The 25788-nt window shown below is 45.6% G+C and carries 19 protein-coding genes; 14 read left to right on the forward strand and 5 right to left on the reverse strand.

Annotation, left to right across the window (positions count from 1 at the left end; translation table 11 throughout):
• Positions 1-9 precede the first annotated feature (9 nt).
• The 10 genes from def to gor all read left to right on the forward strand — a co-directional run bounded on the left by def (position 10) and on the right by gor (position 12613).
• Positions 10-501: a peptide deformylase gene (def, locus tag FJU10_RS12080; protein ID WP_140966038.1), complete on the forward strand. Its 492-nt coding sequence runs from the start codon at positions 10-12 to the stop codon at positions 499-501.
• The gene (fmt, locus tag FJU10_RS12085) at positions 494-1447 is read left to right on the forward strand and encodes a methionyl-tRNA formyltransferase (protein ID WP_140966039.1); all 954 of its coding nucleotides are present in this window, start codon (positions 494-496) and stop codon (positions 1445-1447) included. Before def ends, fmt begins: the two co-directional genes overlap by 8 nt.
• Positions 1437-2795: a 16S rRNA (cytosine(967)-C(5))-methyltransferase RsmB gene (gene rsmB / locus FJU10_RS12090; protein ID WP_015510616.1), complete on the forward strand. Its 1359-nt coding sequence runs from the start codon at positions 1437-1439 to the stop codon at positions 2793-2795. The genes fmt and rsmB overlap by 11 nt, the downstream gene beginning before the upstream one ends.
• A 14-nt stretch (positions 2796-2809) precedes the next feature.
• Positions 2810-3550: a Stp1/IreP family PP2C-type Ser/Thr phosphatase gene (locus FJU10_RS12095; protein ID WP_077454136.1), complete on the forward strand. Its 741-nt coding sequence runs from the start codon at positions 2810-2812 to the stop codon at positions 3548-3550.
• On the forward strand, positions 3547-5550 hold the full coding sequence (gene pknB / locus FJU10_RS12100; protein WP_140966040.1) for a Stk1 family PASTA domain-containing Ser/Thr kinase: 2004 nt from the start codon (positions 3547-3549) through the stop codon (positions 5548-5550). The genes FJU10_RS12095 and pknB overlap by 4 nt, the downstream gene beginning before the upstream one ends.
• A gap of 223 nt (positions 5551-5773) precedes the next feature.
• Positions 5774-6241: a CtsR family transcriptional regulator gene (locus FJU10_RS12105; protein WP_005230319.1), complete on the forward strand. Its 468-nt coding sequence runs from the start codon at positions 5774-5776 to the stop codon at positions 6239-6241.
• A 5-nt stretch (positions 6242-6246) separates the two neighbouring features.
• Positions 6247-8727, forward strand: coding sequence for an ATP-dependent Clp protease ATP-binding subunit (locus FJU10_RS12110; protein ID WP_008381720.1), 2481 nt, complete (start codon positions 6247-6249; stop codon positions 8725-8727).
• Positions 8728-8997: 270 nt separating this feature from the next.
• Positions 8998-9918, forward strand: a complete 921-nt coding sequence (locus FJU10_RS12115; protein WP_140966041.1) for a peptidase U32 family protein — start codon at positions 8998-9000, stop codon at positions 9916-9918.
• Between the two features lie 13 nt (positions 9919-9931).
• Complete coding sequence (locus FJU10_RS12120) at positions 9932-11173, forward strand: peptidase U32 family protein (protein ID WP_008381725.1); 1242 nt, start codon at positions 9932-9934, stop codon at positions 11171-11173.
• Positions 11174-11266: 93 nt separating this feature from the next.
• Positions 11267-12613, forward strand: coding sequence for a glutathione-disulfide reductase (gene gor / locus FJU10_RS12125; protein ID WP_140966042.1), 1347 nt, complete (start codon positions 11267-11269; stop codon positions 12611-12613).
• A 163-nt stretch (positions 12614-12776) separates the two neighbouring features.
• Here the strand turns inward: gor and FJU10_RS12130 are convergent, their stop codons facing one another.
• The 4 genes from FJU10_RS12130 to FJU10_RS12145 form a co-directional block, all read right to left on the reverse strand.
• Positions 12777-13763, reverse strand: coding sequence for a polyprenyl synthetase family protein (locus FJU10_RS12130; RefSeq protein WP_140966043.1), 987 nt, complete (start codon positions 13761-13763; stop codon positions 12777-12779).
• Positions 13764-13774: 11 nt separating this feature from the next.
• A complete protein-coding gene (locus FJU10_RS12135) occupies positions 13775-14335 on the reverse strand; it encodes a Gx transporter family protein (protein ID WP_005232987.1) in 561 nt (186 codons plus the stop codon).
• Between the two features lie 10 nt (positions 14336-14345).
• The gene (locus FJU10_RS12140; protein ID WP_005230326.1) at positions 14346-14753 is read right to left on the reverse strand and encodes a NusG domain II-containing protein; all 408 of its coding nucleotides are present in this window, start codon (positions 14751-14753) and stop codon (positions 14346-14348) included.
• A gap of 206 nt (positions 14754-14959) precedes the next feature.
• Positions 14960-16900, reverse strand: a complete 1941-nt coding sequence (locus tag FJU10_RS12145) for an NAD(P)/FAD-dependent oxidoreductase (protein WP_140966044.1) — start codon at positions 16898-16900, stop codon at positions 14960-14962.
• Between the two features lie 270 nt (positions 16901-17170).
• On the opposite strand from FJU10_RS12145, the gene pplA reads away from it, so the two are divergent.
• The 3 genes from pplA (at position 17171) to menA (ending at position 20414) form a co-directional block, all read left to right on the forward strand.
• The gene (gene pplA, locus FJU10_RS12150; protein WP_077454144.1) at positions 17171-18109 is read left to right on the forward strand and encodes an extracellular electron transfer flavoprotein PplA; all 939 of its coding nucleotides are present in this window, start codon (positions 17171-17173) and stop codon (positions 18107-18109) included.
• A 262-nt stretch (positions 18110-18371) separates the two neighbouring features.
• Positions 18372-19448, forward strand: coding sequence for an FAD:protein FMN transferase (locus FJU10_RS12155; protein ID WP_074536301.1), 1077 nt, complete (start codon positions 18372-18374; stop codon positions 19446-19448).
• Between the two features lie 12 nt (positions 19449-19460).
• The gene (gene menA, locus FJU10_RS12160) at positions 19461-20414 is read left to right on the forward strand and encodes a 1,4-dihydroxy-2-naphthoate polyprenyltransferase (RefSeq protein WP_096741968.1); all 954 of its coding nucleotides are present in this window, start codon (positions 19461-19463) and stop codon (positions 20412-20414) included.
• A 276-nt stretch (positions 20415-20690) separates the two neighbouring features.
• On the opposite strand, the gene FJU10_RS12165 is transcribed toward menA, so the two are convergent.
• Positions 20691-21653, reverse strand: a complete 963-nt coding sequence (locus FJU10_RS12165) for a biotin--[acetyl-CoA-carboxylase] ligase (protein ID WP_140966045.1) — start codon at positions 21651-21653, stop codon at positions 20691-20693.
• Positions 21654-22085: 432 nt separating this feature from the next.
• On the opposite strand from FJU10_RS12165, the gene rpoB reads away from it, so the two are divergent.
• A complete protein-coding gene (rpoB, locus tag FJU10_RS12175) occupies positions 22086-25703 on the forward strand; it encodes a DNA-directed RNA polymerase subunit beta (RefSeq protein WP_008381746.1) in 3618 nt (1205 codons plus the stop codon).
• Positions 25704-25788 lie beyond the last annotated feature (85 nt).

The following is a 25788-nucleotide window of genomic DNA, read 5'->3' on the forward strand; positions in this document are numbered from 1 at the left end:
GGAGAAAATATGCGTTATCCTATTATTATTACCCCCGATGAACGTCTTCGTCGGCAAGCAAAACCCGTCAAAGTAATTACCGATGAGCTCGTTCAGCTACTAGACGACCTTTATGAAACGATGGTTGCCCACGATGGGATCGGTATTGCCGCACCGCAAGTCGGCAAAAACCTGCAAGTGGCGATCGTGGAAGTCGAAGAAGACGATCGCTTTGAAATGATCAACCCTGAGATCATCGCTTCTTCTGGTGAATCCCTTGATGTGGAAGGCTGCTTGAGTATTCCTCACACCTTCGGGACCGTCAAACGAGCAGACGAGATCACTGTCCGCTATTTCGATCGAGAAGGAGAAGAAATGGAAGTGGAAGCATTCGGTTACTTGGCGCGGGCGATGCAGCATGAGATCGATCATTTAAATGGCGTGCTGTTTGTCGACAAGCTCGTCGAACGCATTTCTGAAGAAGACTTAGAAAAGTATATGGAGGAACATGAAAATGACTAAAATCGTCTTTATGGGTACCCCGGCGTTTTCCGTCCCAATTTTAGAAGGCTTGCTTGAAGCCGGCTATGAAGTGGCAGCAGTCGTGACCCAGCCGGATCGTCCCGTCGGTCGCAAAAAAACTATCACTCCGACCCCCGTCAAAGAAGCGGCGTTGAAGCATGGCTTGTTGGTTTTACAACCAGAAAAAATCAGTGGGTCACCAGAAATGGAGCAGATTCAAGCTTTAGCACCCGATCTGCTGATCACGGCAGCTTTCGGCCAATTTTTACCTAGTGCTTTACTAGAAGTACCGAAGTATGGCGCTATCAACGTTCATGCGTCCCTACTGCCGAAATACCGAGGCGGAGCACCTGTGCATTATGCCATCATGGAAGGGGAGCAAGAAACGGGTGTAACCATCATGGAAATGATCAAAAAAATGGATGCTGGCGGTATTTTTGCTCAAGCTCGTTTGCCGATCACGGCGCAAGATGATGTGGGGACGATGTTTGATAAGTTGAGCCTATTAGGCAAAGACTTGCTGCTGGAAACTGTGCCGAAAATCTTGTCAGGAGAGCTGCAGTCAGTTCCGCAAGAAGAAGCGAAAGTAACCTTCTCGCCGAATATCAGCCGTGAACAAGAAGCCATCGACTGGCAGAAAACGGCGGTGCAAATCGACGCCCAAGTCCGAGGCATGCGGCCATGGCCAATCGCTTTTACGACACAAAACGGCAACCGCTGGAAGCTTTGGCAAGTAACACCGTTGGAGCAAACGACGACAGCCCCGCCAGGAACGATCATTGAACGGACGAAAAAAACGTTGCTGATCGCTTGTGGTGAAGGCACGGTATTGGCTATCGATGAATTGCAGCCAGCTGGAAAAGGCCGACAAGACATTGCCGCATTCTTAAACGGCAGTGGACAACAGATTCAAAAAGGGGATCAGGTAGGTACCTATGAAGCGTAATCTTGGAGATATACAATATACAGTGCGTTTTGTGGCCCTAGAAGCGTTGTTACGAATCGAAAAAGGCGGCGCTTATTCCAATCTATTGCTACGGGAATTGATGAATCAAGGGCGTTTAAATGACAAAGACGGTCGCTTGCTGACTGAATTGGTGTACGGCACCATCAGTCGTCAGCTTTTATTGGATTATTATTTGGATCGGTTTATTAAAAATGCCCGCAAAGTTGACCCGTGGGTCAAAACGCTGCTGCGGCTTTCCTTGTATCAGATGCTGTATCTCGATAAAGTACCCGCCCATGCTATCATTCATGAAGCCGTGGATATCGCGAAAGCCAAAGGCAATCCGGGAACCGGTAAATTCGTCAATGGCGTGCTGCGCACGATCCAACGACAAGGAGTGCCAGACTTGGCATTGATCAAAGACCCAATGGAACGTTTAGCAACGGAAATCAGTTTGCCCCTGTGGCTAACGAAGAAACTAGTCAAACAAATTGGGATCGAAGAAACCAGTGAGCTGGGCTATGCCCTATTTGAACCCAATCATGCCAGTGGTCGTATCGATCTGCAGCGCATCTCGCAAGCAGCAGCGATCGAGCGGCTGCAAGAAGAAGGCATTGACGCACGGCCAAGTGAGCTTTCCCCCTATGGGGTTGTGGCTGACAAAGGCTTTATGGCGGGCTCTTCCCTCTACAAAGAAGGCTTACTGACGATCCAAGATGAAAGTTCGATGCTGGTTGCCCCCGTTTTACAAGTAGCTCGGGACCATCAAGTATTGGATGCCTGCGCCGCACCAGGAGGCAAAACGACCCATATCGCTGCCTTCTTGTCTGCCGCAGAGGGCGGCAAAGTGACAGCACTGGATATCCATGCCCATAAGGTTAAGCTGATTCAGCAAAATGCCCAACGTTTAGGCGTAGAAGCAGTTGTGGAAACCCGCGTGATGGATGCGCGGGAGACGGCTCAAACCTTTGCACCCGAACAATTTGATCGCATCTTAGTGGATGCCCCTTGTTCTGGACTAGGATTGATGCGCCGTAAGCCAGACATCAAATACAGCAAGACGGAAGCCGATTTCCAACGCTTGCCGCAGATTCAGCGAGAGATTTTGGAAAGTGCCGCCCCAACCTTGAAAAAATCGGGTATAATGGTCTACAGCACATGTACGATTCTAGCGGAAGAAAATCAACAAGTCGTGGCAGCGTTTCTCGCTGACCATCCTGAATTTGAGCAAATGCCTCTTGCGGTAGGACCGCTGGCAGCTGAAGCTGTTCAAGAGGATATGTTGACGATCTATCCGCAAGATTTTATGACAGATGGCTTTTTTATCAGTTGTCTACGCAAAAAGTAACGAGGTGAAAGAAATTGGAGATTCGTTTTCAAACAGATGTCGGCAAACGTCGCAACACAAACCAAGATTTTGCAGCAACCTATGTAAATAAAGCCAATGTGACATTGGCCTTGCTTGCCGATGGCATGGGGGGCCACCGGGCCGGAGATGTCGCTAGCCGTCAAGCAGTCAGTGAGATCGGCACCGCTTGGGAACAGACAGAACTGACAGATAGTGAAAAAACTGCCCAATGGCTGATCCAAAAAATCCAAGCGGAAAGCCAAGTGATTTTCCAAAAAGGACAAGAACAAGAAGAACTTAGCGGCATGGGCACCACGATCATTGCTGTGGCCTTATTAGGCGACCAGTTTACGATCGCCAATGTCGGGGACAGCCGTGCCTATCTTTTACGCAATCAAGTGCTGACCCAAATCACAGAGGACCATTCACTGGTCAATGAATTGGTGAAGTCAGGACAAATCACGGCAGAAATGGCCTTGAATCATCCTCGCAAAAACGTTTTGACCCGCTCGATCGGTATGCCAAGCGAAGTCGAAGTCGATGTGGCGATCCACTTTATTGCAGACGGGGATTATTTGCTGCTGTGTTCAGATGGATTGACCAACATGGTCTCAGATGAAGAGATCACAGCAACGATCCAAGAAACCCCTGAGCTGGAAGAAGCAGTGCAATCATTGATCGATCAAGCCAACGAACGCGGCGGTGTCGACAATATCACGGTATTATTGATTAAAGTTGGAGGAGAGCGCCCATGATCGAAATTGGGAAGAAGATAAACGGCCGATACAAAATCATCGGCAATATCGGCAGCGGCGGAATGGCAAATGTGTTTTTGGCGCATGACTTGATCTTAGACCGTGAAGTGGCAATCAAAGTGCTTCGTTTTGACTTCCAAAACGACCAAAGTGCGATTCGGCGCTTTCAACGAGAAGCCTTGGCGGCGACTGAGCTGGTTCATCCCAACATCGTAACCGTTTATGATGTCGGTGAAGAAGACGGCATGCAGTTTTTGGTGATGGAATATGTCAAAGGAATGGATCTCAAGCGCTATATCCAAACGCACTATCCCGTACCTTATTTGCAGATCGTTGATATCATCCAACAAATCTTATCAGCGGTGGCATTGGCCCATCAGCACCGTATCATTCACCGGGACCTAAAGCCCCAGAATGTGCTGATCAATGAAGACGGCGTGGTGAAAATCACCGATTTTGGGATCGCGATCGCTCTATCAGAAACGTCGATCACCCAAACCAACTCGATGCTAGGCTCGGTGCATTATCTTTCACCAGAACAAGCACGAGGCAGTATGGCCACCAATCAATCAGATATTTATGCGATTGGGATCATTCTCTATGAAATTTTAACCGGCAAAGTACCCTTTGATGGCGAATCAGCCGTAACGATCGCCTTGAAACACTTCCAAGATGAGATCCCGTCGATTAGGATCTATGACAAAAATGTTCCGCAATCGTTGGAAAACGTCGTGTTGAAGGCGACCGCCAAAGAACCGGCGGATCGTTACAAGACCGCCGATGAAATGCGGGCAGATCTCGATACCGTGTTGTCTCCTGAACGGCTCAATGAACCGAGATGGGAACCTCATGCCCTGATGGATGAAACGAGAGTGCTGACCCCTGTGGAAGCAGCCCAAGTCGAAACGCCGCCAGTGGAAGAACCCGTGGCAGAAACGGCAGCGGATCAAGCTGAAGAAGCGGCCCAGCCGAAAAAGAAAAAACGCAAACGCTGGCTACTGCTGCCAATCATTATGGTGATCGCACTGCTAGGGATAGGCAGTTACTTCCTATTCGGCGGTGGTCGGGGAGATGTGGCAATTCCTGAAGTCAGTGGTCAGACAGAAGCCGCCGCTCGGGCCGAACTGGAAGCCGCCGGTTTGAAAGTCGCAGACGAGGTGGAAGAAATCGAAGATGATGAAGTCGAAGCAGGCAATGTCGTCAAAACCGATCCCCCAGAAGGCAATGAAGTCAAAAAGAATTCCGTCGTGACTCTCTACATCAGTAGTGGAACGAAGAAAATCACCCTTGATGACTATGAAGGTCGTTCCTTTGATGATGTCAAAAAAGAGTTGATCGATTTGGGCTTTGATGAAGACAGAATCAAAGAAGAGCTAGAGTCGTCAGATGATGTCGATGAAGGGGATATTATCAGTCAATCACCAGCAGCAGGGCGGGAAGTTTCCCCAGCAGAAGACGAAATCACCTTTAAGGTCAGCTCCGGACCAGATAGCTTCGCAATGGATAATTATTACGGCATGACAGAGGCAGATGCAAGAGCAGCATTGACTTCTCGTGGTGTCGACCGATCACAGATCGAAGTGATCTATCAATCTAGCAGTCAACCATCAGGCACGATCATCGCCCAAGCACCCGCAACAGGTGAAACGGTGGTGACTTCCCAAACGACCATCACTTTGACGGTCAGCAGTGGGCAGGAAATGGTCAATGTACCAAGAATTGTTGGGAAAAGCCAAGCCGATGCAGAAGCAGACTTGAATGAAGCGGGATTGGACTCAACTTTTGAGGAAGAGGACGGCTATAATGACTCGGTACCAGCTGGACATGTTGTCCGTGTCTCTCCAGGTGCTGGAACCTCCGTCGAAGTTGGCTCTACTGTAACGGTCACGATCTCTAGAGGACCTGAACCAGATGATTCGTCCTCATCGACGCCAAGCAGTAGTTCAGATGATTCCTCTGATTCAAGCGCTACGAGTGAAAGTAGCTCAGAAAGTGATTAGAAACTAGCTAAAACCAAATACTTTAACCAAGCAGCCTTCGGGGACCAAAGAATTCTCTTTTTGTTCCCCGTCCAGCTGCTTGTTTTTGTTTCTAAACCTAATAGTGAGGCGCCGGTGTCTTTAAAATTTCCTTTAGTCCGGCCATTTGTGCAAGCGTACATCTTTCCAAGGATTCAAAAATTGGGTATAATGAAGGTCAGAATTAGTCAAGGGAGGGAATGAATTGAGTCATCACAATACTTCCGATTTGATTGAAGCATATTTGAAGAAAATTCTTGAAGACAGTGAAACCATTGAGATTCGTCGCGCAGAAATGGCAAATTTGTTCAACTGCGTGCCCTCACAAATAAATTACGTGATCAATACCCGCTTTACCGTTCAAAGAGGCTATGCGGTTGAAAGCAAACGCGGCGGGGGCGGCTATATTCGGATCGAGAAAGTCAAAATTACTGACAGCCACCACTACTTAAAAGAAATGAATCAATTATTCGATGAAACCATCTCGGAAAAAGATGCATATGCAATAATCCAGAAACTTTATGAGGAAGGAATCCTGTCCAAGCGAGAAGGCAATTTATTGTTGACCGTCATCGCGAAAGCAGTTCTAGGACGTTCTCCTTATGAAAATAGAACACGAGCTGATTTGCTCCATGCAATTCTAGAACGATTAAGTTACGAAGACAGGAAGTGAAAGAGATGGATGAATTATTCACCCAACGCGCGAAAGCCGTTTTGGCTATCGCCCAAGAAGAAGCAAAATACTTTAAGCACCAAGCAGTAGGTTCTGAACACATTCTATTGGCATTGGTCATTGAACAAAACGGGATTGCCGGCAAAACCTTGCGGGAAATGAATATCACAGAAAATGATATTCGTGAAGAAATCGAACATTTAACAGGGTACGGCACCGTTCGTCAATATCCAGAAAATGCCTATCTCGCATATTCACCACGAGCAAAACATACATTTGCTTATGCAGGGGATGAAGCCAAGCGTTTAGGGGCACCACAAATCGGTACCGAACATCTATTATTGGGCTTATTAAGAGACGAAGACATATTGGCTTCACGAATCATGCTGAATCTCGGCTTGAGTCTCGCGAAAATGCGTCAGCTTTTGAAGAAAAAAATGGGCTTCAATGAAAGCAAAACCAACGGAAGTGCTGGTCGTCGTCGTCCAGCCCAAGCCAAAGCGCAGCAAGGAACACCGACCTTGGATTCCTTAGCCCGTGATTTGACCAAATTAGCCCGTGAAAAACGCCTAGATCCTGTTGTCGGGCGTGCCAAAGAAGTCAAACGCCTGATCCAGATCCTTAGCCGTCGGACGAAAAACAACCCTGTTCTCGTGGGGGAACCTGGTGTTGGGAAAACCGCGATCGCCGAAGGCTTAGCCCAAAAAATCATCAATGGGGAAGTCCCAGAAGACATGCAAAACAAACGCTTGATGATGCTGGACATGGGGGCTTTAGTTGCCGGAACGAAATACCGGGGCGAGTTTGAGGACCGAATGAAAAAAATCATCGATGAGATCTATCAAGATGGTCAAATCATCTTATTCATTGATGAATTGCATACACTGATTGGGGCCGGCGGAGCCGAAGGGGCGATTGATGCCTCGAATATTCTGAAACCAGCCCTAGCCCGTGGAGAATTGCAAACCATCGGTGCCACAACGCTAGATGAGTACCAAAAATACATTGAAAAAGATTCTGCGTTAGAACGCCGTTTTGCACGGGTGCAAGTCGACGAACCAACACCAGAAGAAGCGGAAGAAATTTTACGGGGGTTGCGTCCTCGTTATGAAGAACATCATGGGGTGGAAATTTCTGATGATGCGTTACACGCCGCTGTGCAATTGTCCGTACGTTACATCAATTCGCGTCAATTACCAGATAAAGCCATTGATTTGATGGATGAATCAGCTGCCAAAGTGCGTTTAGACAAAACCGATGAAAGTTCAGAATTGGCAGATCTGCAAAACGAGATCGCTAACTTGATTGAAGAAAAAGAAGCCGCTATTCGTCAGCAAGATTTTGAAGCAGCAGCTCGTCTACGGATCAAGGAAAAGAAATTGACCCAACAGCTGACGGAAGTAGCGTTTATGGAAGTCAAAGAAGCCTCAGGCTATGCCGATAGTGTTACTGCAGAAGATGTTGCCACGGTCGTTTCCCAATGGACCGGCGTACCTTTGCAACAGATGGAGAAAAAAGAAAGCGAACGCTTGTTGGATCTTGAAAAGATCTTGCATCAACGGGTAGTTGGCCAAGAAGAAGCGGTCAAAGCAGTCGCTCGTTCGATCCGCCGCGCCCGCAGTGGGTTGAAAGATCCGAATCGCCCAATCGGTTCCTTCATGTTCTTAGGTCCGACTGGTGTCGGGAAAACCGAGCTTGCCAAAGCCTTAGCAGAAGCGATGTTTGGTAGTGAAGATGCCTTGGTTCGTGTCGATATGTCCGAATTTATGGAAAAATACAGCACGAGCCGTTTGATCGGTTCACCGCCAGGCTATGTCGGCTATGATGAAGGTGGGCAATTGACGGAAAAAATCCGTTCAAAACCTTACTCCGTCATCTTATTGGACGAGGTGGAAAAAGCCCATCCCGATGTCTTCAATATCCTCTTGCAAGTGCTGGATGATGGCCATTTGACGGATGCCAAAGGTCGGAAAGTCGATTTCCGTAACACGATTTTGATCATGACCTCTAATATCGGTGCCCAACAAATCCGCGAAGAAAAAAGCGTTGGTTTTAATGTCACTGATTTAACGAAAGATCACCAAGCGATGCAAAAACGGATCTTAGAAGAGCTGAAAAAAGCCTTCCGTCCAGAGTTCTTGAACCGTGTGGATGAAACAGTAGTCTTCCAATCCTTAGGTGAAGGGGAGATCCACGAGATCGTGAAGATCATGAGCAAAGCGATTATCAAACGATTAGGCAACCAAGACATCCAATTGAAGATCACGCCATCTGCCATTGATGTGATCGGTAAAGCTGGTTTTGATCCAGAATATGGGGCACGGCCGATTCGTCGGGCCTTGCAAAAAGAAGTCGAAGACCGTTTAAGTGAAGCACTCCTATCAGGACAAATTCATTTAGGTGACAAAGTGACGATCGGTGCTTCCAAAGGATCGATCACCCTCAATGTCAAAGAGGGACAAGCACGGGTCTTGCAACAAGTTTAAGTCGAGCCAATAACGGCAGCGGCGTTTCTATGGTCGAGCAATCGGCATCCATAGGAACGCCGCTTTTTTTGTCTTGCTATGTCTTGTAGTGATCAAGAACTCTCCATTGATTATGATTGGTGATTCACAAAAAAATATCCTTATAAACAGCTTTATGACAACGGTTGATTAATGAGTAAAGCGTTATTCGTGAAAAAAAGAGTAACGAGACCTCTTGGAAAGAACCCTGCTGTGTGATACTATGAATGAGTTGAAAAAAGGAGGAGTATTATGGTTGAGATTATCGCCACGGTGGAATCGATCGAGCAAGCACAGCAGCTCATCCCTTATGTTGATACATTGTTTTTTGGAGAAGAGACATTCGGGCTGCGCCTACCGGCCTCTTTTTCTCGTGAAGAGCAAATCAGACTGATCGACATGGCCCACGAAGCTGGAAAGAAAGTGACGATCGCAGTCAATGGCATCATGCATCCAGAAAAAATGAAGCTGATTCCAGAATACCTAGCATTTCTGAAGACCAATCAAGCCGATCAAATTGCTCTCGGAGATCCTGGGATTATTTACCGCATGAAGCAAAATCCAGAATGTGCCTTGCCATTTATCTATGCAGGGGAAACCTTAGTAACGAGCGCTCGTCAAATCAATTTTTGGGGACAAAAAGGAGCAAAGGCAGCCGTTTTAGCGCGAGAAGTTCCTTTCGAGGAAATGAAAATCATGGCCCCGCAACTAAATATTCCTGTGGAAGTATTGGTTTATGGTGCGACCTGCATTCACCAATCGAAGCGTCCGCTTTTACAAAATTATTATAACTATACCCAACAATCGGAAGAAAAGAACCACGACCGTGGGTTGTTTTTATCCGAACCGAAAAAAGAAGAAACCCACTATTCCATTTATGAAGATAGCCACGGCACGCACATTTTTGCCAATAACGACATCAATCTGATGCTGCAGCTGGCGGAATTAGCCGCAACAGGCTTTCAAATCTGGAAGCTGGACGGAATCTATACACGAGGGGCTGCCTTTGTGGCAATTGCTAAACTGTTTGCCCAAGCCAAGAGCCTTGTGGAAAGTGGGAAGTGGCAAGCAGAGCAAGCAGCTGTGCTCAGTGAACAAGTTGCCCAACTTCATCCGGCAGAACGTGGGTTAGACACTGGATTTTATGCCATCGATCCTGACGATATCAAGTAAGGAGCAAGAACAAATGACCGTTAAACAAGCATTGAAACGACCAGAAGTGTTAGCACCAGCTGGTACGTTAGAAAAATTAAAAACAGCGATCCACTATGGCGCTGACGCTGTCTATATCGGCGGCAATGCCTATGGTCTACGGAGTCGCGCGGGTAACTTTACCTATGAAGAAATGGCGGAAGGGGTGGCTTTTGCCAAAGCCCACAACGCAAAAGTCTATGTAGCAGCCAATATGGTGACCCATGAGGGCAATCAAGAAGGTGCAGGGGAATTCTTTCGGGAATTGCGAGATGTCGGTATTTCGGCCGTGATCGTTTCTGATCCCGCATTGATCCAGATCTGCGCAACAGAAGCGCCAGGTCTACCGATCCATTTGTCCACCCAAGCTAGTGCCACGAATTATGAAACATTGGAATTTTGGCGGGAAGAAGGCCTAGAACGGGTCGTCCTCGCCCGAGAAGTGTCGATGGAGGAAGTCGCTGAGATCCGCAAAAATACTAGCGTGGAGATCGAAGCCTTTATTCATGGCGCCATGTGTATTTCGTATTCTGGCCGTTGTACTTTGTCCAATCATATGTCGATGCGAGACGCCAATCGCGGTGGCTGTTCGCAATCTTGCCGTTGGAAATATGATCTGTTCGACATGCCCTTTGCAACGGAACGAAACAGTTTGACTAAGAATGGGACAGTGGAAGAAGAATTCTCCATGAGTGCCGTGGATATGTCGATGATCGAACATATCCCTGATCTGATTGAAAACGGCGTTGATAGTTTCAAAATCGAAGGCCGCATGAAATCGATCCACTATGTTTCAACTGTGGCGAACGTTTATAAAGCAGCCGTGGACAGTTACATGGCCGATCCAGAGAACTATGTCTGCAAACAAGAATGGATCGATGAATTGTGGAAAGTTGCGCAGCGCGAGCTTGCGTCAGGCTTTTACTACGATACCCCAAGTGAAAATGAGCAGTTGTTTGGTCCACGTCGGAAAATTCCGCAATACAAATTTATTGGGGAAGTCATGGCGTATGATCCGGCAACGAAAACAGCTACGATTCGGCAACGGAACCACTTTTCCGTCGGCGATGAAATCGAATTTTACGGTCCCGGATTCCATCACTTTCACCAAACCGTCGAAGTCATGTATAATGAAGACGGTGAATCCATCGATCGTGCACCAAATCCTATGATGCTGCTGACGATGCCGGTCAAAGAACCGGTGGAAGTCGGAGACATGATTCGGAAGAAAAAATAAGGTCGAGAGTTTCTCTCGGCTTTTTTTGTTGAATCAATCCAGCCAAAAAGGATCGATGAGAACATAGACAATCTTAAGGAGGAAACAACAAATATGGAAACATACGACTACATAGTAATTGGTGGCGGCAGCGGCGGGATCGCCTCAGCCAATCGGGCAGGGATGCACGGCGCCAAAGTATTATTGATCGAAGGCAATGAATTAGGCGGCACCTGTGTCAATGTCGGCTGTGTACCGAAAAAAGTCATGTGGCAAGCCAGTGAGATGTTAGAAATGATCAAACGGGACGCAACTAGCTACGGCATTTATCCGCATGTGGATAAATTTAATTTTACTGAACTTGTGGATAACCGTGAAAAATACATTGATTTTTTACACACAGCCTATCAAAAAGGCTTAGACAGCAATAATGTAGAAGTTATCCACGGTTATGCACAGTTTGTGGATAACCACACGATTACCGTCAATGGGGAAAACTACCATGCAGCAAACATTTTGATCGCCACCGGTGGAAAACCTAGCGCGATGAATATTCCCGGCGGTGAGTACGCCATTGACTCGAATGGTTTTTTTGCGTTGCGAGAAGCACCAAAGCGTATGGTCGTCTTAGGGGCAGGCTACATCGCAGCCGAAATCAGCGGGGTCAGCCAACAGCTGGGCAGCCAAGTGGCTTGGGCGTACCGCAAAGAGCGGCCATTACGAACCTTTGACAAGATGCTTGCGGATAATCTCGTGGAGATGTACCAAGAATCAGGAATCGAAACTTATGCAGGCTACGTGGCCTCTCGTATCATTAAAGAAGGTGACGAGTATATCGTTCACTTTGAAAATGGCGAAACTTTGACCGGCGATTGCGTCCTTTTTGCTGGTGGTCGTGTGCCGAATACGGACAAGTTAGGTCTGGAAAACACCGATGTCCAATTGGATGAAAAAGGGTTTATCATTGTGGACAAATATCAAAATACCACAGCTGACTCGATTTTTGCGGTGGGCGATGTCATTGGAAAATTGGATTTGACCCCGGTTGCGATCGCCGCCGGTCGTCGCTTGTCTGAACGCTTGTTCAACGGTCAAAGCGATGCGTACTTGGATTATAATTTAGTACCGACGGTCATCTTTACGCATCCACCGATTGCCACGATTGGTTTATCCGAAGAAGCAGCCTTGGCAAAATACGGCCAAGAGCAGATAAAGGTGTATCGTTCGCGCTTTACACCGATGTACTTTGCTTTAAATGAGTATCGCCAAAAATGTGAGATGAAATTGGTGTGCTTAGGAGAAGAAGAAAAAATCATCGGTCTGCACGGCGTCGGGATCGGTGTCGATGAAATGCTGCAAGGCTTCGCTGTAGCCATCAAAATGGGTGCTACGAAAGCAGACTTTGATCAAACCGTTGCCATTCATCCGACGGGGTCAGAAGAATTTGTGACGATGCGTTAAAAGAAAAAAAGCCTCAACGGACAGATGATTTGTCCGTTGAGGCTTTTTTTGCGTATAAAATTCTAGCTATCAACTAAAAAGCCCCCAAAGGTAGATCAAAAATCTACCCTTGGGGACTTATTTCAGTATGATTCCAGCTGCTAGGCTTTTGCTAGATCCTTGATCAGTTCTGACGCCCAAGGATCTGAGCAGTGATCTGATAAAGATATGTTTTGGTTTCATCTTTGGTCTCAGGCAATTTCTGGATCGCCTGCAAAGCTTTTTTCGTGTAGTCGGCTGCGAGTTTCTTGGCTTCGTCAATCCCGGCGCTTTCTTGGACGATCCGATAGACTTCATGGGTATCCGCCTCAGTCATTGCGGCTTGTTTTTCCAGCAGTGGCAACAGTTGTTGGCGGTCATTTTTCAATGCCATCAACAGCGGCAAAGAATAGACGCCTTGCTGAACATCTTCCAATACTGGTTTTCCTAAGGCAGTCGCGTCTTGGCTGTAATCCAAGACGTCATCCATGATTTGAAAGGCAAGGCCAATGGCTTCACCGATCTCACGGGCTTGATTGGCAAAGCGCAAGGAAGTGCCGCTTTCATAAGCCCCGATGAAGCAGCTTAAAGCAAACAACTCAGCGGTTTTGCCGCGAATGTTTTCTAAGTAATCCTCGACAGTGACGGACAAATCGTATCGTTTGCTCATTTGCCCTAATTCGCCGGCCAGGATTTTTTCCATACTACGGGAATTCATCTGCAAGCTTTTCATGGAGCTGGCATAATCCGCCATCAATTTAAAGCAGCAGACAAAGAGGTAATCACCAGCATAGACAGCGACATCGTTGCCAAATTCGGAACGAATGGTCGGCAGCTTGCGGCGGATGTCCGCATGATCAACGATATCGTCGTGGATCAGCGAAGCAGTGTGGAGCATCTCGATCGAGGCCGCCAATGCGACGGCTTTTTCGCGATCTTTGTCGCTGCCATAAGCAGAAAAGAGCAGCTGATAAGCAGGACGCAGCAGTTTTCCACCTGAATGGATCATGGCCAGGATCGCTTGTTCGACCTCTTTGTTTTTTAGTTTTAATGATTTTTCCATCAATTGCAAGGAGGCAGATAAGTCAGCTTGCAGTGCTGGATACTCTTGCCACATGGAATGAAGTTTCATAATTAACTCCTTTATTCTGAATCCGAGCGCCATTTGACTTTGGTCTGGCGTTCATAATCAATTTGAAAACGGCGCAGTGTTTCGACACGGCGCAGCAAGTAGTTGGCGGCGATCCCGATAGCGATCCCGGACAAGATCCCAAAGAAAGACAGGACCGGCAAGTAGAGCATCACGCTCCAGGATTGAGCGATCCATGAGGCGGTGATCAACTGTCCGACGTTGTGCAAGAAACCGCCAGCCGCACTAATGCCGATGATACTGACACGCTTAGGCCCCAACTGTTTCACCAAAGACATCCCAAAGTAGCTCAGTAAGGAACCACTCATACTATATAAGAAGGTCGAAACCGTTCCTCCTAGTAACGTCGTTAAGATCAGTCTTAGCCAAATCAAGAGAAAGCTGTCTTTTTTCGGCATGGTGAACAAAGCAATAATGGTAATTAAATTTGCCAAACCTAGTTTCGCACCAGGCGCAAAGGCAAATGGATAAGGGATCATATTTTCAACTAAACCAATCACGACCCCTTGGGCGACCAGCAGTGAGATGAAAATTATTCGTTGTAATCGACTCATAAGCAAACGATCAATAGATTAGATCGTCGGTCTCACTCCCATCTGCGGCTTGGATTTCGATCACCAATTTATGAGGTAGACAGACGATGGTTTCCCCATTTTTACTGGCCCAGCCACGGCGGACACAAATCTGGTCGCCGCAATCAGCTTCCTTGATTCGGATCCGATCGCCTTCGATCTCCAGTAAATTGGTATCTCCGTCTTCATCTTCATAAAGATAGGTGTATGCTTTTTGACCTTCAACTAAGTCAAAACGTTTGATTTCTGTCCCATCGACCCGTAAGACGGCTTCTTTGTCAGCCGTTTGCGTCTGGCCAAAAATAAAAAGCGGTAAAAAAGAGCTGAGGATCAAAACAAGTATGATGACGCCATCCCATGGTTTTAAATGGGCATCGCGGATAAATTCTTTTAGTTTCATCAAAAAAGACTCCTGTTCTTTCATGTGATGTGTCTCATTCTAGCATAAGAAGACAAGATTCTACTAGCTGAACCCTCAATAATCCACCGATTTCTGTGCAAGGACGATCAAGAAAAAGTTCTGTACTTGGAAAGAGACCAAGACACTGATTGAAAATCAGAATGTCTTAGTCTCATGAAGTCGTACAGGTATTCTATTTTGCTGGCTTATTTATTGCCATATAAGGAGCGAGGGGTACCGTACCACCATTTTCCAAGGGTACGTTGCAACCATGGGATTACCCAACGGTCTAAACCGACTGCGCGTCCTGAACCGTTCATCAAGGCAAATGCAACTGGAATGAACCAGATGTTTACCCAGTAGAACATACCAGACATACAGAAAGTCAACACCAAAACGATAGTCGTTGCGTTTACTAACCAAGTGAAGAGACCAGCCATCAATGCAAGAGCTAAAGCAATTTCAAAGAAGACCATGAATTTTTGGAAGAACATGGCAACGTCGTTGTTTGGCATAATAAATTGCATAACTTTTGTGAACCAGTCAGGTGATTTTTCAATCACGATCATTGGTTGTTCACCGTAAGCATAGCTCAAACCGAAGTGTGCGGCTTGTGTCGCTGCATCGGCTGCTTCACCGGCACCACTAGCGGCACTTGCTGCATCGGCTGCTTCACTAGCACCACTGGCTGCATCAGCGACTGTTTGATATTCCCAAGTCCAAGGGAATACGCTGTTGCCTTGGAACCAAGAACCTTCACCGAACCAAGTACCAGGTTTGAAGACTTCCCCATTCGTACCCAAAATTTTCTTGAAGGCTTCAACGAACCAGACAAGACCATAGAAAATACGAAGCGGAACACTCCACAAGACGTTACCGTAACGAGACGTGTGACCACGAGCGACTGTCCGGTCATCTTTGATGTGGAAGATTTCATGCATCAAGTATTGGAACATGTAGTAACCAGAACGAATATCAAAGAAGTATTTCAAGTTAACGATGTGTTTCATAATGATCGCTAAGAAACCGCTCAGGTGAATCTTATTGAATAAGTTCGCCACGCCCCATTTGGCACCGATGGAAACCATAAATCCTTGGTAGTTTCCTTTGAATTTATGTTTTTCGCCACCTTTGATGGCTGAAACGGTATTCGTTGCTGCAGTGTGACCTGTTTGTTCAGCTGCTTGCACGATTTGTGGTGTTGGTGTGTTCGGGAATTCTTCGAAGTAAACCAAGTCACCAATAATATAGATGTTTTTGTCTTCGTAGCCTTTTGCTTCCATGTACTCATTGGCAACTAGACGGAACCCACGAGCAGTTTCTAAACCGAAATCAGCAGCATCGCTAGTTCCTTTGACACCGGCAGTCCAGATCAATGTGTGGGTTGGGATCGTTGAACCATCTTTTAGTTTGATGTGGTCAGGTGCCACTTCAACGATTGGTGCATTCAAGACAAGATCAACATTGTTTTTCTTCAAGTAACGCTCTGCTTTGGCTGCATCGTTACGATCAAGCATGTTTAAGATCGTTGGCATTGCTTCAACGACTTTCAAGCTGATTTCACTTGGGTCCAATTTATAATCGGAAGCTAAACGATCTTTCCAGTCGATCAGTTCACCGATCATTTCGATCCCGGTAAATCCAGAACCACAAACGACAAAGGTCAACATTGCTTTGCGTAATGCTGCATCTGGTTCGATCGCTGCTTTTGCGACAGTTTTTTCAATGTGTTCGCGAATGCGGACAGCATCGTCAAATGACCATAAAGTAAAGCCGTTTTCTTTAACGCCAGGTGTACCGAAGTCATTCGGTTCGCCACCCATCCCTAAGATCAAGTAGTCAAATGAATAGCTACCTAATTTTGTTTGGACAGTTTTATTTTCTTTATCGATCCCAGTTACTGTATCGGTTACTAAACGAACATTTTTCTTGCGTGAGAACAAGCGCTGCAAGTCATATTGAATTGCGGTAGGTTCTACACGTCCTCCAGCGACTTCATGCAGTTCAGTCATCATCGTATGATAAGAGTGACGGTCGATCAATGTTATCTCAACATCATTGTCTTTTTTCAATTTCTTTGCCATGTACTTCGTAGCAGAAACGCCTGCATAACCGGCACCGACAACGACAATGTTTTTCTTTGCCATTGCAAATCTCTCCTTAATAAAAATAATCTATGATAATAATTACACAATCGTTCCTATTATATAGACAAATGGTTCATTTGTCTAACGATTCTGATGAAAAAAACGCATATTTCCTGAAATTCGTGAAAACTTGCGAAAATCAAAAAATAAGTCATTTTTTCGAGAAAAAGCGGAAAGGAAGCGGTTGACATATCGTAAATTTACTTTACAATGTTAGATGTATCACAAACTTTTTTGTGGGGAAAATAAACAAGTAAAAGGTGGATAATTATGAAAGCAAAGAAATTGATTGTAGGTATGGCGGTATTTTCATTCGCAGCATTATTGTTAGGGGGTTGCGGAGCGGACAACAACAATACAGCTTCTTCGTCAACTAGTGAAAGTACATCACAAACTTCTGCAAGCGATTCAGCATCAACAGAAAGCACGGAAGCAACCGTTGTTGCAGGCGAGCCAATGCAAGATGGGACATATCGTTTAGAAGAAAAGAACTACAAAAACGACTACCGTGTTACCTTTGAGATCACAGTCAAAGACGGCAAAATCGTTGAATCAAAATATGACAACGTCAATGCGGATGGCGAATCAAAAACAGAAAACACTGAATACAATGAAACGATGAAAGAAAAAGCAGGTATCAGCCCAGAAGAGTTTATTCCTAAATTCAATGAAGAGTTAGTTGCCGCACAAAGCCCTTCTTCAATCGAAGTAGTTTCTGGCGCGACTCATTCCTTTGATTCCTTCCAAAACTATGCACAACAATTAATTCAAGCGGCGCAAGCAGGAAACACGGAAACCATTGAAATCGACAATGGGGCAGACTTGAAAGACGGAACCTATACATTAGAAGAAAAGAACTACTCAAATGGTTACCGCGTAGTCTTCTCAATGACTGTGGCTGATGGCAAAATCTCTGAATCAAACTACGACTACCTAAACGAAGCCGGCGAGTCGAAAAAAGATGATGCATCATACAACGAAAACATGGAAGCTAAATCTGGTACAAGTCCAGAAGAATTTATTCCAAACTTCAATGAAGCTTTTGTTTCTGCAGTCAATGCTGAAGATGGTTCTGTGGCAGACATGGATGTAGTTTCTGGTGCAACCCACAGCTTCCACAGCTTTGTTATCTATGCACAACAATTGTTGAATGCCGCTGAAAAAGGCGACCAAACAACAATCGAAGTGGATAACTTCGTTACTGAATAATCACAACTTCTTTCCATTAAGAGGACAGCATTCGCTTTGAGTGCTGTCTTTTTTTCGTGGGCAGCAAGGTCACAAAAGCAAGTTCGTGCAAAAGGAAGCAATCTGGTGGGAAGGTTTTTTTAAAAGAACTGTTTTTTACAAAGAAGAAAAAGTTCGATTAAGGATTCCTAAAATACGTTGTGGAATCACGGAATGCCCCTTTTCATTCTGCCAAAAAAAGGCTATTATATGAAGGTTGAAGACAATAGAAAAGAGGAAAATCATGAAAAAGAAAGTAACGTTTTTTCTGATGTTTGTTTTTTTAGGCACAATGTTGGCAGCTTGTGGCAGTGATCAGGAAGCAACGACGCTGCGAGAAGAACCATATTTTCAAGAAGAATTTTTATTAGGCACTTATACTCGGATTCGCATTTATGATGAAGGCAAAGAGGACGCCATGAAGCCTGCCTTTGACCGCATCAGAGAGTTAGGCGATAAAATCACCATCAACCAAGCAGGGTCAGAGATCGATGAGATCAATGCGCAAGCTGGTATCAAGCCGGTAAAGGTTTCGGATGACATCTATTATTTGTTAAAAGAAGCTTACGATTACAGTGTGAAATCAGAAGGCGGCTTTAATATGGCCATCGGTGCCATCACTCAATTATGGCGGATCGGCTTTGATGATGCCCGCAAGCCAGAGCAATCTGAGATCGATGAAGCATTGAAGCATATCAATTATGAACAAGTCGAGTTTAACGATGAAGATCAAACCGTTTATTTAAAAGACAAGGACATGATCCTTGACCTTGGGGCGATCGCTAAAGGCTATATCACGGACGAAGTCGTCAAAGTGTTGAAGGACAATGGTGTGACTTCCGCGATCGTCGATTTGGGCGGGAATGTCTATGTGTTAGGTCATAGTAACCGCGGCACAGATGAGCCATGGAATGTCGGAATCCAAGACCCGAACAAATCTCGCGGCTCGATTATCGGCAGTATCAAAGAAACCAATAAGACAGTAGTTACTTCAGGGATCTACGAACGCTATTTAGAAGTAGACGGCAAAACGTACCATCATATTTTCGATTCTGAAACTGGCTATCCTTACGACAGCGATGTGGCAAGTGTGACTGTCATCACCGACAAATCCATCGATGGCGATGGGTTAACTACGGTGGCATTTGATAAAGGGGTCAAGGAAGGTTTAGCCTATATCGAACAGCATACCGAAAAGGGTACCGATGCGATCTTTATCACAAAAGAAGACAAAGTGTATGTAACCGACGGTATCAAAGATACCTTTGAACTTTCAGAGGAATCAGGCTACACGATGGGTGATCGTGCGGATTTAGAATAGGAGGAGTGAAAGATGTCTCTTTCAGTGTTTTTAGAAGTAGTGGAGATCCGTACCAAAGTGGCCAGTGTCTTCCCCTTCATTATGGGTGTGTTGTTCTCGTTGGTGTATTTTCATGAATTTCATCCTTTGAATACCGCAATCTTTTTTCTGGGGATGCTGCTGTTTGATTTGACGACGACATCCATCAACAATTATATGGATTTCAAAAAAGCCAAATCAGAAACCTACAAATACCAGCACAATGTGATCGGGCGCGAAAACATCTCAGAAGCTACTGTTCGCAATCTGATTTTTGCGATGTTGGCAGGAACCTTACTGATCGGTCTTTACTTGACCTTTGTTACCGGCTGGCTGCTGCTAGTGATGGGGTTGGTGGTTTGTTTTATCGGAGTCTTTTATACCTTTGGCCCCATTCCGTTATCGCGGATGCCTTTAGGCGAGGTGTTCAGTGGCGTAACGATGGGATTAGGGATTTTTGCCATCACGATCTATATCAATACTATTGATCAAAAAGTGTTTTATCTGGCACTGGATTTTGCGAACGGAACCTTTGGCTTAGTGGGGAACCTCTGGGCCGTGTGTGCCATCGTGTTGGCATCTTTGCCATTGATTTTCACGATTGCTGACATCATGTTAGCCAATAACTTACGGGATCTGGAAGCCGATATCGAAAATCACCGCTACACGCTGGTGTACTACATCGGTCGCGAAGCAGGTATCCGTCTGTTTCAAGGAATGATGCTAGCTTCCTACGCCGCTATTTTGTTGGGCCTCTTGTTTGGTCTCTTCCAATGGCCGATTTTGCTCGTGTTTCTAACACTGCCGAAAATCCGCCAAAACTTGAAGGAGCATCAAGCCAGCCTGCCCCACCCACGTAGTTTCGGCTACTCGATTAAGAACATGATTTTATTCAACAGCAGCTACGCCTTAGGCTTGCTTTTCTGTCTGTTGTGGCAATTGCTTTAAAAAAAAGATCGACCCGCTCTTGAAAGAGCAGGTCGATCTTTTTTATGTGGGGAATAAAATAGCACATAAAACTGTAGAAAAGACATGATAAAAGAACGAGCATGATACTTATTATGAAAAGATGAGGCTCGCTTTTTCTGCGAAATTGATCGTAGCAGTAAAGTTTGTTTGGGAGCTGCCTAGGTTGCTTTTTATTTAACCCCTCGGAATAAGCAGGTCTGTTTATGGAGTGTTTGTGTCTACGCTTGCTGTGACTGGTTACCTACGAAAGCAGCCTCAATACCGTTCCAAACTGATTTCTCCAGAAGAAAGCACCTTGCGCTCCGTCGCTGCTTCCACCACCAATTCACCGGTGTTGGTAATGTCTTTGGCAATTCCTTCATAGGTCACACCTTGTTGCGTAAATTGAACGGTGCGGCCCAAAACGAAGGATTTTTGCCGATAGCGGGCCATATAATCCATGTCAGGCAGTTGTGCCAATAATTGGAAGAACCGACGCCAAATTTCTTGAATCAATACTGCTCGAGAAAAGGTTGGATACTCCTCACCAGGAAAGAGTGAAGTCGCTTTTTCCCGAATCTCTGCTGGAAACTGCTGTTGTGGAATTGAAAAACTGATACCGATACCGATCACAACCGAAGTAATGCGGCCTGTTTCAAAGTCACTGGTTGCTTCAGACAAAATACCGCAGATTTTTTTTCCATCTAAGTACAGATCGTTGACCCACTTAATGGCCGTTTCCTTCATTAGAAGGGCGTCGATGGCTTCGGCGACTGCCACCGCTGCCAAAACGGTATATTGTGGCAATTCTTGAAACGCTTGGTTTGGTTTTAAAAGCAAGCTCATATAGATCCCTTGTTTTTTCGGTGAGAAAAACGGACGTTCGAAGCGGCCGTGACCGCCTGTTTGTGTTTCGGTCAAAAAAAGGGCGGGGGTTGCCAGTCCACTGTCCAAAGCGGCGATCTTGGCTTCTTTCATAGTAGACTCAACAGCATCCTTGATTTGAATCGTGGGGATCATCGGCAAGGCGGCTGCAAGTGCTGCTTGATCGTAGCGATCATCCGAGACAAAGCGATAGCCGTTGGCCAAGTGTTCGAAATGATAGCCTTCTTTCTCGAGTTCTTTAATGGCTTTCCAGACTGCTGTACGAGAGATCGACAAAGCTTGGGCTAGTTTTTCTCCAGACAGTACAGTATCTTCTTTTTGTAATAAGGTCAATATTTTTTCTTTTGTCGTCATAAGGATATCCTTCCTAATGTTTCACGTGTAACGTTTTCGTTAGCATAGCAAGAAATCGGCAAAAAGCAAAGTAGTTTCTTACGAAAAACAGCCCCCACCAGCCTGTTTTTTTCTTTAGAAAATCTTAGGAAATGGGTGCATCAGAAAAGCATTGTAACTTCCAATGAAAGCTTGACAGGAAAATGCTTCATCTGTATAATAAGGAGTTGCAAAAACTATCTGAACGAAAAAAGCAGAAACGAAATATTGTCCGTTTCGGCTTAGGAATAAGGAAACAAAAGTAGAAAATGCCCAATGCATCCGTTCTATTTTTGGTTTTTTTTTGCCTAAAAGCCGCAAAAAATGCTTTCTGTAACCTATATTTAATATTTGTTACAGTTTTGTAAATAATCGGATAGCCTTTTTGAAAGACTTTATGAAGAGGTGAAGAGCTTGGCTGGACACGTAGTAAAATACGGAAAGCATCGCGAACGTAGAAGTTTCGCACGGATCAGTGAAGTATTAGAATTACCGAATTTGATTGAAATTCAAACCGACTCTTACCAATGGTTCCTAGATGAGGGCCTAAGAGAAATGTTTGAAGATATTTTGCCAATCGAAGGATTCAACGGTAACTTGTCCCTAGAATTTGTGGATTATGAATTGAAAGAACCAAAGTATACAGTAGAAGAAGCACGTGCCCATGATGCAAACTATTCGGCACCATTACATGTTACTTTGCGTTTGACGAACCGTGAAACCGGGGAAATCAAATCCCAAGAAGTATTCTTTGGTGATTTCCCATTAATGACTGAACAAGGAACCTTTATCATCAACGGGGCAGAACGGGTTATCGTTTCTCAGTTGGTCCGCTCTCCAGGTGTATATTTCCATGGCAAAGTCGATAAAAACGGCAAAGAAGGCTTTGGTTCAACTGTTATCCCTAACCGCGGTGCGTGGTTAGAAATGGAAACTGATGCCAAAGATATCTCTTACGTACGGATTGACCGTACCCGTAAAATTCCTTTGACGGTCTTAGTCCGTGCCCTAGGGTTTGGTTCTGATGATACGATCTTTGAAATTTTCGGCGACAGTGAATCATTGCGCAACACGATCGAAAAAGACTTGCATAAAAACGCAAGCGATTCTCGTACCGAAGAAGGATTGAAAGATGTTTACGAACGTCTTCGTCCAGGCGAGCCAAAAACAGCAGACAGCTCACGAAGCTTGCTGAACGCACGTTTCTTCGATCCAAAACGTTACGACTTAGCAAATGTTGGTCGCTACAAAGTAAACAAAAAATTAGACTTGAAAACACGTCTATTGAACTTGACCTTAGCAGAAACCTTGGTTGACCCTGAAACAGGCGAGATCATTGTTGAAAAAGGCACTGTTTTGACTCACCAAGTCATGGAAACATTAGGCGCATTTATCGATAATGGCCTAAACAGCGTAACGTACTATCCATCAGAAGATGGGGTCGTGACCGAACCAATGACCGTCCAAGTCATCAAAGTCTTTTCACCAAAAGATCCAGAACAAGAAGTCAACGTGATCGGTAATGGCTATCCAGATACTGCTACACGTACCGTTCGTCCAGCAGACATCATTGCTTCAATGAGCTACTTCTTCAACTTGATGGAAGGCATCGGCAATGTCGATGATATCGACCACTTAGGAAACCGTCGGATTCGTTCTGTTGGTGAATTATTGCAAAACCAATTCCGGATCGGGCTTGCTCGGATGGAACGTGTCGTGCGTGAACGGATGTCGATCCAAGACACCGAAACCTTAACACCGCAACAATTGATCAATATTCGTCCAGTTGTCGCAAGTATCAAAGAATTCTTTGGTTCTTCTCAGTTGTCACAGTTCATGGACCAAACAAACCCACTGGGTGAGTTGACCCATAAACGTCGTCTATCTGCCTTAGGACCTGGTGGTTTGACGCGTGACCGTGCCGGCTATGAAGTCCGAGACGTTCACTATTCCCACTATGGCCGTATGTGTCCGATCGAAACGCCTGAGGGACCAAACATCGGGTTGATCAACAGCTTGGCCTCTTATGCCAAAGTCAACAAGTATGGCTTCATTGAAACACCATACCGTCGAGTTGACCGCGAAACAGGCCGTGTTACTGACAAGATCGATTACTTGACTGCCGATACCGAAGACCACTACGTTGTGGCCCAAGCAAACAGCTTGTTAAATGAAGACGGCTCTTTCGTAAACGACGTTGTTATGGCGCGTGCTACTTCTGAAAACTTGGAAGTATCGATCGATAAAGTCGACTACATGGACGTATCACCAAAACAAGTAGTCGCAGTCGCAACCGCATGTATCCCTTTCTTGGAAAACGATGACTCCAACCGTGCCTTGATGGGTGCCAACATGCAGCGGCAAGCAGTACCATTGATCAATCCGAAAGCACCTTGGGTTGGTACTGGTATGGAATACAAATCAGCACATGACTCAGGAGCTGCTTTGTTATGTAAACATGATGGGATCGTAGAATACGTGGATGCAGCCGAAGTGCGCGTTCGTCGTGACAATGGCGCATTAGACGTTTATTCTGTTACCAAATTCCGTCGTTCAAACTCAGGAACCAGCTACAACCAACGTCCATTAGTGGCACTTGGTGAAAAAGTGGAAAAAGGCGATATCTTAGCAGATGGCCCATCTATGGAACAAGGTGAAATGGCATTAGGACAAAACGTCTTAGTCGCATTCATGACTTGGGAAGGGTACAACTATGAAGATGCCATCATCATGAGCCGTCGTTTGGTGAAAGATGATGTTTACACTTCTGTCCATATTGAAGAATATGAATCAGAAGCCCGCGACACAAAATTAGGACCTGAAGAAATCACTCGCGAAATCCCGAACGTTGGGGAAGACGCGTTGAAAGACCTAGACGAAATGGGCATTATCCGCATTGGTGCGGAAGTCAAAGATGGCGATCTGCTTGTTGGGAAAGTCACTCCAAAAGGGGTAACGGAACTTTCAGCAGAAGAGCGTTTGTTGCACGCAATCTTTGGTGAAAAAGCCCGCGAAGTGCGTGACACTTCTCTACGCGTGCCTCACGGCGGCGGCGGAATCGTCCACGATGTCAAAATCTTTACCCGCGAAGCTGGCGATGAATTGTCACCAGGTGTGAACATGCTGGTTCGCGTTTATATCGTTCAAAAACGGAAAATCCATGAAGGGGATAAAATGGCCGGACGTCACGGAAACAAAGGGGTCGTTTCTCGCATTATGCCAGAAGAAGACATGCCTTTCTTACCAGATGGCACACCAGTCGATATCATGCTGAACCCATTAGGGGTACCTTCTCGGATGAACATTGGACAAGTATTAGAGTTACACTTAGGAATGGCTGCGCGTCAATTAGGCATTCACGTGGCAACACCAGTCTTTGATGGTGCCAGTGATGAAGATGTTTGGGCAACGGTTGCTGAAGCAGGAATGGCCAGCGATGCCAAAACAGTGCTTTACGACGGACGTACCGGCGAACCATTTGATGGCCGCATCTCCGTTGGTGTCATGTACATGATCAAATTGGCCCACATGGTCGATGATAAATTGCATGCCCGTTCCATTGGACCTTACTCATTGGTTACTCAACAACCATTGGGAGGAAAAGCCCAATTTGGTGGACAACGTTTCGGAGAGATGGAAGTTTGGGCACTGGAAGCATACGGTGCTGCTTACACCTTGCAAGAAATCTTGACCTACAAATCAGATGACGTGGTTGGTCGTGTGAAAACATACGAAGCGATCGTCAAAGGGGAACCAATTCCAAAACCAGGTGTACCAGAATCATTCCGCGTATTAGTAAAAGAATTGCAATCACTGGGTCTAGACATGCGTGTCCTAGATATCGATGATGCAGAGATTGAACTGCGCGATATGGATGATGACGATGATGATTTGATCACCGTTGATGCCTTAACAAAATTTGCGGAGCAACAAACAGCCCGTGAATTAGAACAAAAAGCACAAACAGAAGCTAAAAATGCCGCCGACGCGTTGAACCAACAAATCGAGACAGCAGAAGATCGCTTGCAATAATAGACGGCCCTCGCTATTTCCGCCACTAGCGGAAATAGCCCCCGTTCTATCGGATATGTCCATGAAATGAAATGGAGGGAACCTT

Source organism: Enterococcus sp. OL5 (assembly GCF_006491895.1).
GTDB lineage: Bacteria > Bacillota > Bacilli > Lactobacillales > Enterococcaceae > Enterococcus_D > Enterococcus_D innesii.

Bases quoted from the DNA above. Each gene is read 5' to 3' on its own strand.
- FJU10_RS12140 (WP_005230326.1), bottom strand. From the start codon at position 14,753: ATGAAACTAAAAGAATTTATCCGCGATGCCCATTTAAAACCATGGGAT.
- rsmB (WP_015510616.1), top strand. From the start codon at position 1,437: ATGAAGCGTAATCTTGGAGATATACAATATACAGTGCGTTTTGTGGCC.
- FJU10_RS12135 (WP_005232987.1), bottom strand. From the start codon at position 14,335: ATGAGTCGATTACAACGAATAATTTTCATCTCACTGCTGGTCGCCCAA.
- FJU10_RS12110 (WP_008381720.1), top strand. From the start codon at position 6,247: ATGGATGAATTATTCACCCAACGCGCGAAAGCCGTTTTGGCTATCGCC.
- pplA (WP_077454144.1), top strand. From the start codon at position 17,171: ATGAAAGCAAAGAAATTGATTGTAGGTATGGCGGTATTTTCATTCGCA.
- FJU10_RS12130 (WP_140966043.1), bottom strand. From the start codon at position 13,763: ATGAAACTTCATTCCATGTGGCAAGAGTATCCAGCACTGCAAGCTGAC.
- pknB (WP_140966040.1), top strand. From the start codon at position 3,547: ATGATCGAAATTGGGAAGAAGATAAACGGCCGATACAAAATCATCGGC.
- fmt (WP_140966039.1), top strand. From the start codon at position 494: ATGACTAAAATCGTCTTTATGGGTACCCCGGCGTTTTCCGTCCCAATT.
- FJU10_RS12165 (WP_140966045.1), bottom strand. From the start codon at position 21,653: ATGACGACAAAAGAAAAAATATTGACCTTATTACAAAAAGAAGATACT.
- FJU10_RS12145 (WP_140966044.1), bottom strand. From the start codon at position 16,900: ATGGCAAAGAAAAACATTGTCGTTGTCGGTGCCGGTTATGCAGGCGTT.
- gor (WP_140966042.1), top strand. From the start codon at position 11,267: ATGGAAACATACGACTACATAGTAATTGGTGGCGGCAGCGGCGGGATC.
- FJU10_RS12155 (WP_074536301.1), top strand. From the start codon at position 18,372: ATGAAAAAGAAAGTAACGTTTTTTCTGATGTTTGTTTTTTTAGGCACA.
- menA (WP_096741968.1), top strand. From the start codon at position 19,461: ATGTCTCTTTCAGTGTTTTTAGAAGTAGTGGAGATCCGTACCAAAGTG.
- FJU10_RS12115 (WP_140966041.1), top strand. From the start codon at position 8,998: ATGGTTGAGATTATCGCCACGGTGGAATCGATCGAGCAAGCACAGCAG.
- def (WP_140966038.1), top strand. From the start codon at position 10: ATGCGTTATCCTATTATTATTACCCCCGATGAACGTCTTCGTCGGCAA.
- FJU10_RS12120 (WP_008381725.1), top strand. From the start codon at position 9,932: ATGACCGTTAAACAAGCATTGAAACGACCAGAAGTGTTAGCACCAGCT.